This is a genomic window from Haloimpatiens lingqiaonensis, assembly GCF_901447495.1.
Lineage (GTDB): Bacteria > Bacillota > Clostridia > Clostridiales > Clostridiaceae > Haloimpatiens > Haloimpatiens lingqiaonensis.
The window spans coordinates 1-12805 of record NZ_CABDWS010000079.1 but is presented as its reverse complement, the minus strand read 5'-3'; the positions used below and the strand labels follow the sequence as shown (position 1 = coordinate 12805).

Annotated in this window: 13 protein-coding genes and 1 other annotated feature; all 13 genes read right to left on the bottom strand. The window is 30.7% G+C overall.

The window, feature by feature from the left end; genetic code table 11:
* Nucleotides 1-101: 101 nt before the first annotated feature.
* Complete coding sequence (locus FGK85_RS15435; protein ID WP_171011427.1) at nt 102-254, bottom strand: plasmid mobilization protein; 153 nt, start codon at nt 252-254, stop codon at nt 102-104.
* 215 nt (nt 255-469) lie between these two features.
* Nucleotides 470-598, bottom strand: a complete 129-nt coding sequence (locus FGK85_RS15785; RefSeq protein WP_279232924.1) for a hypothetical protein — start codon at nt 596-598, stop codon at nt 470-472.
* 51 nt (nt 599-649) lie between these two features.
* Nucleotides 650-820, bottom strand: a complete 171-nt coding sequence (locus FGK85_RS15430) for a hypothetical protein (RefSeq protein ID WP_171011426.1) — start codon at nt 818-820, stop codon at nt 650-652.
* 67 nt (nt 821-887) lie between these two features.
* The gene (locus FGK85_RS12770; protein ID WP_138207217.1) at nt 888-1415 is read right to left on the bottom strand and encodes a protease inhibitor I42 family protein; all 528 of its coding nucleotides are present in this window, start codon (nt 1413-1415) and stop codon (nt 888-890) included.
* Between the two features lie 68 nt (nt 1416-1483).
* Nucleotides 1484-2683, bottom strand: a complete 1200-nt coding sequence (locus FGK85_RS12765; protein ID WP_138207215.1) for a papain-like cysteine protease family protein — start codon at nt 2681-2683, stop codon at nt 1484-1486.
* A gap of 471 nt (nt 2684-3154) precedes the next feature.
* Nucleotides 3155-3328, bottom strand: a complete 174-nt coding sequence (locus FGK85_RS15425) for a hypothetical protein (RefSeq protein WP_171011425.1) — start codon at nt 3326-3328, stop codon at nt 3155-3157.
* Between the two features lie 87 nt (nt 3329-3415).
* Nucleotides 3416-4198 carry an RHS repeat-associated core domain-containing protein gene (locus tag FGK85_RS12760; RefSeq protein ID WP_243122881.1) on the bottom strand — a complete coding sequence of 261 codons (783 nt, stop codon included), beginning with the start codon at nt 4196-4198 and terminating at the stop codon, nt 3416-3418.
* 155 nt (nt 4199-4353) lie between these two features.
* Entirely contained in the window at nt 4354-4653 is a 300-nt protein-coding gene (locus tag FGK85_RS12755) for a hypothetical protein (protein WP_171011424.1), read from the bottom strand.
* A 143-nt stretch (nt 4654-4796) separates the two neighbouring features.
* Nucleotides 4797-5813 (bottom strand): RHS repeat-associated core domain-containing protein, encoded by a 1017-nt coding sequence (locus FGK85_RS12750; protein WP_243122880.1) that lies wholly within the window; start codon nt 5811-5813, stop codon nt 4797-4799.
* Between the two features lie 243 nt (nt 5814-6056).
* Nucleotides 6057-6692 (bottom strand): hypothetical protein, encoded by a 636-nt coding sequence (locus FGK85_RS12745; RefSeq protein ID WP_138207211.1) that lies wholly within the window; start codon nt 6690-6692, stop codon nt 6057-6059.
* 84 nt (nt 6693-6776) lie between these two features.
* The gene (locus FGK85_RS12740) at nt 6777-8381 is read right to left on the bottom strand and encodes an RHS repeat domain-containing protein (RefSeq protein WP_138207209.1); all 1605 of its coding nucleotides are present in this window, start codon (nt 8379-8381) and stop codon (nt 6777-6779) included.
* Nucleotides 8382-8428: 47 nt separating this feature from the next.
* On the bottom strand, nt 8429-11542 hold the full coding sequence (gene ileS / locus FGK85_RS12735; RefSeq protein WP_138207207.1) for an isoleucine--tRNA ligase: 3114 nt from the start codon (nt 11540-11542) through the stop codon (nt 8429-8431).
* Between the two features lie 221 nt (nt 11543-11763).
* Nucleotides 11764-12019 (bottom strand) — a binding site (T-box leader).
* A gap of 244 nt (nt 12020-12263) precedes the next feature.
* Nucleotides 12264-12805 (bottom strand): transposase (locus tag FGK85_RS12730; RefSeq protein ID WP_243122785.1); only part of this gene is annotated, 542 nt, incomplete at its 5' end.

The window sequence follows — 12805 nt, the reverse complement described above, 5'->3', positions numbered from 1 at the left end:
TTTGATATAATTATCTTGCATTTGCTTTCTCCTTTATTGGGGATATTATTGTTGTTTGCATTACAATAATAGCAAATGCATTTTTTATTTGTAAAGTTTTTCTACACAAGAAATATTAAATAGCCAATTTTTTTATCTAAAGCTGAAAAAGCCATATATCTGTTTAAAGTTATTTTTGATTTTTCTGCTCTTTCTCTAATTTTTATATATTCCTCTTCCGTTACCCTAAGGGTTATAAATTTATTCTTATTCACTTTTCAAAGCTCCTTTCCATGTTTTTAATCATAGTAATTTTTAGAGGATTTGGGAGGCTTCTCCCATCATTCAAGCACTTTTGTAACACAAAAGGTAAGCTTGCCATCTCCTAAGAGATGTAAACTTACCTTCGCTGTTTTATCTAATTTTATGAATAAAAAATAACCATCTTACTATTTGCAAAATGGTTATTTTATGCATAGATTTTATTTAATTATACTGGTCTACGTTTTAATATATTAATATCTACTTCATGTCTTCCTGTCATATCTTTTAATACTTCTATACTTTCTTTTATTTCCTTCACATCTTTCGAGACGCTTTTCACTGATATTTCCATCAAACTTGCTTTTTCTTCTATCACTAAATCTGTATTTTTAAATGATTTTTCATTTTACTCTTTATGTGAAGTTTGTACTTCTGTAATTATATCTATCTTTTTTTCTATGGCTTCAAGTTTAATTGAATTCTTTTTTATATCGTTTTTAACTCCATTTATTTCAGTTTCAAGCCTTGTTTGACCTTCTAATAACTTAATGAGAATATCTTTAATTTCATTATCCAAAATATCACTTCTAAATTGCTTTTTAGCTTAAATAGTTATATTTTATAGTTTAGATATTTATAGACACTTATTTAATTTCAATATTAATTGTTAATTCTTTGTCAACCTCTGAATTATCAGTATTCATATATTTAAATACCAACTTCTCATTGCCGGCAACTTTAGCTTTAAAATTAAAGTTTTGTCTTTTATTTGAATACCCTTTTTGAGAAGTAAATTTAAAATCATAGGGTTCTATAAAATTATTTCCTTTATACTCCAATATTTTACTATCTGTCCCCTGATTTATTTCCCATTTATACGGTCTAGTAATATTAGAACATAATGACACTATAAATTCAGTATCTTTTGATATAACTAAATCAAGATTTTCATTTTTGTTTATTTTATAGTGTTCAAATTTTGTAATAGGCGAGTTATATTTAATAATATATGCTATCTCTGAATCATCACTGCTTATTTTATATTTATGATTTTTTAAAGCAGTATTACTCTTTCCAATATACATTACAGTTTCAGAGTTAAAATATAGTATATATAGAAATAATAGAGCAATAAAAACTATTATAAGTATTAAAGTAAGTTTCTTTTTCATAATATATTCTCCTACAAAAAATTATATTTTATAAAAATATTTATTACTTACTAACTATCTTAACAAATTTAAAAGCCTAATAAAGACTCACACCAATACCATGTTTTACCATTGAATACATAAGTAATATTATTTGTATTATCATAAGCAGTTAAAGAAACATATGAACTTTTATTAGGGTCAATAAAGCTAAAGTATTTATTACCATTCTCATATTCAACATACCCTCTACAAGTCATAGCATGACCATAATTTTGAACTATATTTTTATATGCATAGAAACCACAGTCTATAGGGCTTCCTGATTGTAATTGGTCTACCGCCCTACTATAAGATATAGCAGAAGAATAGTACGTGGGATACAACCCCCAATTATGATAAGCTTTCAATTCTTCATTTATTCCTCCACCTTTGTTCCAATTTGACCCATATATATATTTAGCAACATCTATATCATTTAGAGATTTGTTTTTTTTGTAATTAATTATTGCTGCACAAGTAGCTGCCCAGCATGTATCTCCGCTTTGTCTCACTATATTAACATTTAAATACTTATTTTCTGGACCTGCAATAACCCTTCTAATTATCACATCACTATTAGTATTTTTTACATTTAACTTTAATGGATTTATTGAAATTCTAACTGTTTTTTCTAGATTTATTATTGATTTTTTATCATTAATTATTTCATTTATTTTTTTCACTTCAGAAGATGATAGCTCAACATCTTTTCCATTATTATTAGACAAAATAACTGAATCCTCAGAATTAATAGCATATACACAATTTGAGGTTGCTAAAATTCTAATTCTACTGTTATGTTTATTTTCTTTTAATTTTTCTAATTGATCAGCAAATCCCTTTTCTAAAGTAGCAGAATATTTTCCATCTTGAGTCTTTGCCACTGCATATATTCCTCGGACTCTGTCTTTGAACATAATAGGGTAATAAAAAATTTCTCCTGTTTCCACATTATTATTTTCATAAGTATAGCAATTAAATGGTTCCCCTAAATAGAAATAGATTACTTCATCTTTGTTAAAGCCATAATTATTTGCTTCATTGTAAATACTTTGAACTTGTCTTACAAAGTTCTTTATAGCAAAATCATTTAATGCGTTAGGGATTTCCACTGACATAATTTCCAAATTGTTTTGTAAATCTAATTGTTTTGCATTTACTTGAGCAGTAAGAGTAACAGTCAAAAGTAAAGATGATATAAGCATAGCACATACAATATTGGTAAAAAATCCTTTTTGTTTGCTCATATATTTACCCTCATCTCAATATTATTTTATGATTAAACATATATTATCTCTATATAATTATCACCCCTTTCGTTTATTAAACCATTTACTTTAAGTTTTAAAAAATTTTATATCTTACAATATAAACTTATATATCGATTATACTCCATAATTTGCCATAAATCAAGAAACAGTAATTATAATCATTACACAATATGTTAAAATAACGAAAAAGTAACATTTTCTTCCTTCAACTTTAAATCTATTTTATTGAATTTACAACATCCTTCCTTTTATTAATTAACGGAAATTAAGGAATTATGCTATTTTGCTGTTTCATTTATTCCATACTTTAAGTAAATTAAGCCCACCTCACGGTGGACACCCTTGTCTTAAGCTATGCACTTGGCACTATCAACCCGTGCTCGGGACTCTCTCCCGTTAGATTGCGCCCATGCTGGGCGCACAAGAAAAGAGCTAACGCTCTGAACGTTAGCTCCCAATGTTACTATGATTATAATATATTCTTGAAACTTCACTATATACCATATTATCAATAACAATTAAGAAATTTATTAACAAAATAGCAACTAGTATACCTACAGAAACTATATTAGTAAACTTCCTTAGCTCATTTTGTTCCATTTCATTGCAATTTTTTAACATAACATAAATCTCCTTTTAAATTTTAAGATGCACACTTTTCTTTCAATCTATTTAGTGGTTGTTTTGTAGCCTTTGTTAATCCATATGCTACACCAGACCCTGACCCCATGCCCTAATTTTACCTATATGTGCTTTAGTTCCATTTGATACAGTATGAGCACTATTTATAGTATTTCTAGCAAAATATGCATCTTTTCCTGCTGAAATTTCATCAGATAAAGGTAGCCCTCCATTACCACTTGCACTTGATTCAACATAATCTGTCTCCTCAAAATCAAACCTCAAATGTCTAAAGCCGGAAGGATCTTTTCTAGTTATAGGATTATTACTACAATATGCAAACATATTCTTAGACAATAATTCACCTATTACTCCAAAAATACCATCCGCATTTATAAACCTACCCCACTCTGGATTATAATACCTACTCTGTAGATAATACAGCCCAGTCTCACTGTCATACCTATATCCTCTATACCTATAAGGATTTTTCTCTCCTACTGTATCCTTTAAACTTCCCTCTATAGAGATAAGTTCTCCCCATGAATCATAGGTGTAAGATACAACCTTTTCCCCTTGAGCATTTATTAATCCTATAATGTCACCCTGAGCATTTCTTACATAATAGTATTCTGCTCCGTTTAGGTTCATGCTTATAAGTTTGCCTGAACTGTCGTAAGTGTAGTGTATTTTGTCTTTTCCATTATCTTCATAGGTTACACTGCCACCCACTAGGTGATATTTTGTGGTAACGCCATTTACTGTTTTTTCTGTTCTTATGCCTTGGTCGTTGTATTTGAATTTTATCCTATGGTTACCTACCGTAATACTTCGATTTTTATCAAAAATAAAGTTAACGATAGGTACCAATTACTAAGTTTATTCCTTTATATGTAATTCTACATTCATCCTAAAAATCATTTTTAATTCAATAAAAAAAGCCTTTATTGGGCTAAAATTTTAAACTTTAAAATGTATATGTATAAGTAGCCTAAAGTAATTATCTTCAGGCTACTTACCAAAACTTAACTATTTAAAAAATCATCAAGTCTTATGTCTATAGAGACATCTGGATTATCCTCAGTGTTATGGAGTATTGTTTTTATTAATTCTTTATACCCTTTTATTTCTGTATTTATAATCATATCATTCTCGCCAAACACACCATAATCAATTCTTATTGCTTTAAAAAAGCCTGTACCAAATACATATACTCTACATATATCTTTCCACAAAACTTCATCTTTTTTTAATCCAAGTCTATAAACATGTATAATTTTTGTTTCGTCTACCTTATAATATTCAAACACTGCAAATATATACATAATTGATGCCCAAACACCAAAGACTAAACAGAATATTCTCCACTTAAATTCATTAATATTATAAGAAAAATATAGAAAACCAATTAAGACAAAAAAGTAAATGATCGCCGCTGTCTTTTTACTTTTATAAATCATAAAATCACCTATTCCATTCCAAATTTCTTGTACAAAAAGTTTTGTGTGGCACCAATAGCTTTACCTGCCAAATAATCTATACCAGTTGAACCTACTATAGCTCCAGCTACTTTATATCCTCCCGCTAACATACCCTTTGCAAGAAGCGGTCCTGAAATATGTGCTCCTACATAAGCACATGCCACTACTCCACCCACTTGAAGTCCTGTTTTAAGTACTCTTTTCCATGTGGGCATTTTTACTGATGGATCCCATGTACTATTTATATCAAGAGCAGTTGTTATTACTGTAAAAGCCTTGGATAATTTGTTTGCTGCTCTTGCATAGGGTTGTATTTTCTGAGCTATACTAGTCTTAGGAAGAATAGAAACTATACTGTTTTTATCTACATATCCTCTTACTGTTTTAGAAATATCTCCAACTATACTTGTAGCTGTTCCATAAATAGTTGCTCCAAGATTAGAAACTGAAGGATGAAAACTATTTGCTATTCCGCTTGCTCTACTAGTTCTAGTCCTATTCATCACCGCATAAGACGCTGCTCTCATTGCCTCTGTCTCTTCACCTAAAGTATATACCGGTCTAAATCCACTATAGTCACTCATATTTGCACAGTTATTCTTGCTGTAAGCAAACAAATTATGTCCTAGTAATTCTCCTGTTTCACCTATAATCCCATCTGCATTTATAAATCTACCCCATTCCGGGTTATAGTACCTATTTTGAAGATAGTATAGCCCTGTCTCACTGTCGTACCTATATCCTCTATACCTATAAGGATTCTTCTCTCCTACTGTATCCTTTAAACTTCCTTCTATGGAGATAAGTTTTCCCCATGAATCATAGGTGTAAGATACAACCTTTTCGCCTTGGGCATTTATCAATCCTATAATGTCACCTTGAGCATTTCTTACATAATAGTATTCTGCTCCGTTTAGGTTCATGCTTATAAGTTTGCCTGAACTGTCGTAAGTGTAGTGTATTTTGTCTATTCCATTATCTTCATAGGTTACACTGCCGCCCACTAGGTGATATTTTGTGGTGACATCATTTACTATTTTTTCTGTTCTTATGCATTGATCATTATATTTGAATTTTATATCCTGTAGCCACCTTTATATTGAATAAAAAAATCAATAAGTAGTTGTTAAATACCTATTGATTTTTTATTATAATTAATATCTGCCTTTACAATCAATATTTTATCATTCGCTATATAATTATATAATTCTGTTAATCTAAGCAATAAAAAAATTTTTATTTATATCCTAAATTCTCTTTTTTATAGTATATAAATAATTAGCAATAGCAGTAATATTTACTACAATCCCTATAATTGCTACAGTTAATCCTCCCATACCTGCTAATATTAAATCAAAATTTTGACTTAAAAAATTAACCGGATTTATATCAATTGCTTTTGATATACTAATAATTATTCCAGATATAATCAAAGCACTTGCAATGTCACATTTAACATACCTATCATGTTTGCAATTTTGGATAGCCAATATATATTTACTATCTTTCATCATAATTCTTCTAAAAAATATAACAAATTCTATAATAAGAAAATTTAACAATAGTAATATTCTTGAATATACACTCTCAGGTTTTAAATAATTTATTGATAATAAATATAAGGATAATATCGTAAAATTACCTATAAGTGATCCTCCTAAATAGATAACTTGTAATAGCTTATTATCATTCATTCCTAATATTATACTAATTATAGAACATATTATAGTTATTATTAATACAAACTTTCCAATGCTACTATATATTTTTCCATCTGCAATTATGGAATAATTTAGTATTGTATTTAAAACTAAAATGCCAATTATAATAAAAAGCATAAATTTTCTTAACTCTTTAATGTTCTCATCGTACTTTATACTCAAACCAAATACCTCCATCTATATTTTTAAATTTTTAGTACAATACTTATTCTTGAATTTACCTAATTATAAAATAAAGATTCATTATTAAAATAAAGATTCTATTTTACTTTTTAGCCTTTTTAATGGATTTTTTAATCCTTTAGTAGCAACATAAGCTATCCCCCCTGCTGCACCTGCTATAGCCCATGTTGGAGCTGTAATACCCATTAAAGCAGCTCCTCCTGCCACTAATGCAGTTGTCCCTACTCCAATACCAATACCGCTTACCGAATCAACAGCCCATCCAACAAAAAATTGTTTATTAATACCTCCTGCAGACATATAATTATCTACTCCACTAATTGCTATTGAAATAAGTGAACTTACTTTTAGTGCTCCTTTAATAGAACCTTTTGTTTCATTTAGCACATATCTACCTTTTGATATATATTGATCTGTCATTCCTTTTCCCCATACTCTAATTCTACCTGTATGAGCCTTAGTTCCTTTTACTACAGTATGAATATTTCCTGAAACTTTTCTAGCAAAATATCCATCTTTTAACGCTGAAATCTCATCAGAATAGCGTAGCCCACTACTAGATTTATTCATTCTAACTCTATTCTTAACTGTCCTATTCATCACCGCATAAGACGCTGCTCTCATTGCCTCTGTCTCTTCACCTAAAGTATATACCGGTCTAAATCCACTATAGTCACTCATATTTGCACAGTTATTCTTGCTGTAAGCAAACAAATTATGTCCTAATAATTCTCCCGTTTCACCTATAATCCCATCTGCATTTATAAATCTTCCCCACTCTGGATTATAGTATCTTGATTGCAGGTAATATAGTCCTGTCTCACTATCATACCTATATCCTCTATACCTATAAGGATTCTTCTCTCCTACTGTATCCTTTAAACTTCCTTCTATGGAGATAAGTTTTCCCCAGGAATCATAGGTGTAAGATACAACCTTTTCGCCTTGAGCGTCTATTAATCCTATACTGTCACCTTGAGCATTTCTTACATAATAGTACTCTTCTCCGTTTAGGTTCATACTTATAAGTTTGCCTGAACTGTCGTAAGTGTAGTGTATTTTGTCTTTTCCATTATCTTCATAGGTTACACTGCCGCCCACTAGGTGATATTTTGTAGTGACTCCATTTACTGTTTTTTCTGTTCTTATGCCTTGATCATTATATTTAAATTTTATGTCTTTCCCATTACCTTTTATGGAGGATAACATTCTTCCTCTTTCCCAGGTGAAGGTGTATCCGTTATAAGTTAATGGATTTCCTATGTTATCATAGGTTATTTCTTTTCCATCAAAATTTGTTAGCTTGTCTTTCCTGATAGAATCACCGTAATTGTAGGTGTACGCTTTTGTACAGTTACCTAGTGATTCTGCTGTTGTATAATTATATTCTTTCTTACTGGTTAAATTTCCTCCTCTATCGTAACTGTAAGTTATAGTTTTTCCTAAAATACCATTATCTTCTCTTATAATTTGATTTAAACCGTCATAGTAGTATTTTATTGTCTTTTCTTTTTCTGTGCCTTTATTTTGAATTATAGTTTCTATATTTCCATTGTTATCATAGGTGTAACATATCTTTTCTCCACCATTATCTATTGATTTTACTATGGAAGTGGTGGTATTTGCTTCTTTGCCTATATTTTGTAATAAAAAAAGAAGCACCTCCATAGGTGCTTCCTCATTATTTTACTAGAAAACTTGACTCTACTAGTAATTTATTTTACAACCTGCATTGACATTTTAAAGTCTTCGCCGTTGATCTTCATATCAGTGTATTCAGCTTCAGCATTGTATAAAACTTCTACTGAAAGAGTTTCTTTCTTTATAGAGTCTTCAAACTTCTTAACTACAGCTTCTAGGTCAGCATTGCCGCCAACATAAAGTTTTATCTTGTCTGCTACTTCAAAACCACTGTCTTTTCTCATATTTTGGATTTTACTTAATATTTCTCTTAGGTGTCCTTCTTCTCTTAACTCTTCAGTTATATTAGTATCTAAAACTACACCTAGATCTCCTTCACCAGCAAAAGCATATCCTTCAAGACCTTGCATTGTAACAAGTAAGTTTTCGCTGTTGAACTCTATTTCTGTTCCTTCAACGTCAGCCTTAACTACTCCGCCATTTTGAACAGTTTGAGCTAAACTCATTTGATTCATTTCGCCTAGAGCTTTTCTTATTTTTGGTATTAACTTACCATAGCTTTTACCAAGTACAGGTAGGTTAGGTTTTATTTCAAAATTAACATACTCTGATAAGTCTGCGCCAAAGGCTATTTCTTTTATATTAAGCTCATCTTTAACTATATCTCCATAGTACTCTGGAAGAGTCTTCGTAGAAACAAGCATCTTAGAAAGTGGCTGTCTGTTCTTTATGTTAGCTCCATTTCTAGCACTTCTTCCAAGCTTAACTATCTTATAAGCTATATCCATTTCTCTTTCAAGCTCTTCATTTACAAGCTCTACATTGTATTCTGGCCATTTACATAAATGAATACTTTCTGGAGCCTCTTTATCTAAATTAACCACTAGATTTTGATATATTTCTTCAGCTATAAATGGTATAAATGGTGATGCCACTTTAGATAAAGTAACTAAAACTCTATATAATGTTACATATGCTCCTATTTTGTCCTCTGTTAAATCTGTAGTCCAATATCTAGCTCTATTTCTTCTTACATACCAGTTAGAAAGTTCATCTACAAATTCCTCTATAGTAAGAGCTGCTTGAGTTATTTTATAATTATCAAGATCCTCATCTACTGTTTTAACTAATGTGTTAAGTCTAGACATTATCCACTTATCCATTACATTTACTGAAACAAAATTCTTGTACTCTAAAGGATTGAAACCATCTAACTCTGCGTATAATACATAGAATGAATATACATTCCAGAAGGTACTTAAGAATTTTCTTTGAACTTCTGCCACATCATCCTTAGAGAATCTAGTTGGAAGCCATGGTGCACTAGCTGTGTAGAAGTGCCATCTTGTAGCATCTGCTCCTTGAGTTTCTATAACATCAAATGGATCTACTACATTTCCCTTATGCTTTGACATCTTAATTCCATGCTTATCAAGTACGTGACCTAATACCACGCAGTTTTCAAATGGGTTAGTGTCAAATATTCCAGTAGATATAGCAAGTAATGTATAGAACCATCCTCTTGTTTGGTCTACCGCTTCTGAAATAAATTGTGCTGGGAAGTTCTGCTCAAATACTTCTTTATTTTCAAATGGATAATGATGTTGTGCAAATGGCATTGAACCTGAGTCAAACCAGCAGTCTATAACTTCTGCAGTTCTCTTCATTTCCTTTCCACATTTTTCACACTTTAAATGAACATTATCTATATATGGTTTGTGAAGCTCTATATTTTCTGGTACATTTATTCCTTTTTTCTTTAGCTCCTCAACACTTCCTATACATTCTCTGTGGCCACATTCACATTCCCATATTGGAAGTGGAGTACCCCAGTATCTATCTCTTGATATACCCCAGTCAATAACATTTTCAAGGAATTTTCCAAATCTTCCTGTTCTAATATTGTCTGGATACCAATTTATCTTGTTGTTGTTTTCTAAAAGCTTATCTCTAAGAGATGTCATTCTTACAAACCAGCTATCCTTTGGATAGTATAGAAGTGGTGTATCACATCTCCAGCAGTGTGGGTATGAGTGAGTATATTTTTCAGTTTTAAATAGCATATTATTCTCTGCCATATACTCTATTATCTCAGGGTCTGCCTTTTTAACAAACATTCCTGCCCATGGAGTTACACATTCTACAAACTTACCTTCTGCATCTACTAAATTCATTAAAGGTATGTTGTTAGCCTTACATACAATGCTATCATCTTCACCATAAGCTGGAGCAGTATGAACTATTCCTGTACCATCAGATAAAGTTACAAAATCTCCATGTATAACGTAATGAGCCTTTCCCACTGGAGCTTGGAACTTAAATAATTGCTCATATTCTAGTCCTAGAAGCTCTTCTCCTTTAAATTCCTTAACTATTTCATACTCCATATCCTTTAATACAACTGGAGCTAATTCTTTAGCTAATACAAATACTTCTTCTCCAACCTTAGCTTCTATGTAATCATATTTCTTATTTACAGTTAAAGCCATATTAGATGGCAATGTCCAAGGAGTTGTTGTCCAAGCAAGTATGTACTTGTTTTCTTCTCCCTTTACCTTAAACTTAACTATAGCTGTTGAATCCTTAACATCCTTATATCCTTGAGCAACTTCATGAGAAGAAAGACCTGTTCCACATCTTGGGCAGTATGGAAGTACCTTGTGTCCTTTATATAACAAATCTTTATCCCACATTTGTTTTAATGCCCACCAAACGGATTCTATATAATTATCATGGTATGTTACATATGGATCATCCATATCAACCCAATATCCCATTTCTTCAGACATTTTCTTCCACATATCTGTGTATTTAAATACACTTTCCTTACATTGTGTTATGAATTTTTCAACACCGTAAGATTCTATTTGATCTTTTCCTGAAATTCCTAGAGACTTTTCTATTTCAAGTTCTACTGGAAGTCCGTGAGTATCCCATCCAGCTTTTCTTAAAACCTTATATCCCTTCATTACTTTATATCTTGGGATTAAATCCTTCATAACCCTTGTTAAAACGTGTCCTACGTGAGGTTTTCCATTAGCTGTTGGAGGACCATCATAAAATGTAAAATACTCTCCATCTTCATTTAAATCAAAGTTTTTCTTAACTATATCTCTTTCTTCCCAAAGCTTTAATATGTCTTTTTCCATTTCGGTAAAACTTCTAGAAGCATCTACTTTTTTGTACATTGTATAAACTCCTTTCCTTTATATAATAAATATTCCTTAGATTTATAACTTTAGTGTTTCGAACTTTAGTGTAAACTATCACCACTTATAAATAATAGCAATCTCTTGGTGAATATATCTAACCATACAAGTTTCCCAACCCTATAAAGTTCATCTGATATTTTGGTAAATATTGCACTGTTATAATAAATTACTTTAAAAATAACAAAAGACTCCGTCCTCAATAGGACGAAGTCATAACTTCGCTATACCACCTAATGGCTAATATATATTTCAAGCACTCTTTGCACAAAACAAAATACTTTTGCACCAGTGATTGCCCTATTCTTTAACGCAGAATTACGGATAAGCTTACTTTAAAAAATTCGGCCTTCAGCTCATAGGTGATTTTCCTAAACTCCTACCTGTCAGGCTTCCACCCTCCCCGACTCTCTTTAAGGTTTTAAGCATAGTACTCTTCCTAATCACAGCTTTTTAAGACAATATATAGAATTCAATTTCCTACTATTATAGTATATCAAAAATTTATTGTCAATAAAACTTTTAAAATTTCAGAGATTTAGCACCTAAATTCCAGTAAAAATTTTATTTTTACTGGAATTGTATCTTTTTACACTTACTTAAAGGGCTGGTAAGCCCGCAGACCGTTAGGTCGCAAAAATAATTACACTATCCCCTACCCCAAGAAATCTTTAAAATCAATTTCCAGTTTTATATTTGATTAAGTTTTTACAAATAGTGGGTTATGCCAACCATTTTCTATAATAAATCTTTCATCTCTTATATCTTCAATAACATCTATTTGGAGCATATATTTCTTTCTAAAATTTCTTATACACCTAAAAAAATATAATTGCATTAGATTAAATGCTATTATTATAAACATTAATACTGTTTCTATGCCCGTAGGGCTATGAAGAAAACAATGATTCAAATGCCATTCTGTTTTTAACTGATGAAAAGCATTATTTTCAATGTCCCACCTTTTATGCATTATTTCCCATAAAGTTTCTACCGACGTTAATTTATCCGTCGTTATAATCCATGACTCTTTAATTTCCATTTTATCTCCATTATATATTTCTTCTATAAACTTTATAAACCTTACTTTTATTTCTGAATCAGCCATTTCAAAATTATCTTCATCCCAAGCTTTTATCTTTAAATAATTTTTATTTTTTTTATTAACTATCCATTCTTTATCTGCCTCACGGCACTTAAATAAAGCTAGTGCATCTTTTACAATATGAAGTCGTTCATCTT

Excerpts from the sequence above, each read along its gene's own strand:
- ileS (WP_138207207.1), bottom strand. The coding sequence starts at position 11,542 with ATGTACAAAAAAGTAGATGCTTCTAGAAGTTTTACCGAAATGGAAAAA.
- FGK85_RS12765 (WP_138207215.1), bottom strand. The coding sequence starts at position 2,683 with ATGAGCAAACAAAAAGGATTTTTTACCAATATTGTATGTGCTATGCTT.
- FGK85_RS12740 (WP_138207209.1), bottom strand. The coding sequence starts at position 8,381 with ATGGAGGTGCTTCTTTTTTTATTACAAAATATAGGCAAAGAAGCAAAT.
- FGK85_RS15425 (WP_171011425.1), bottom strand. The coding sequence starts at position 3,328 with ATGTTAAAAAATTGCAATGAAATGGAACAAAATGAGCTAAGGAAGTTT.
- FGK85_RS12770 (WP_138207217.1), bottom strand. The coding sequence starts at position 1,415 with ATGAAAAAGAAACTTACTTTAATACTTATAATAGTTTTTATTGCTCTA.
- FGK85_RS12755 (WP_171011424.1), bottom strand. The coding sequence starts at position 4,653 with ATGTATATATTTGCAGTGTTTGAATATTATAAGGTAGACGAAACAAAA.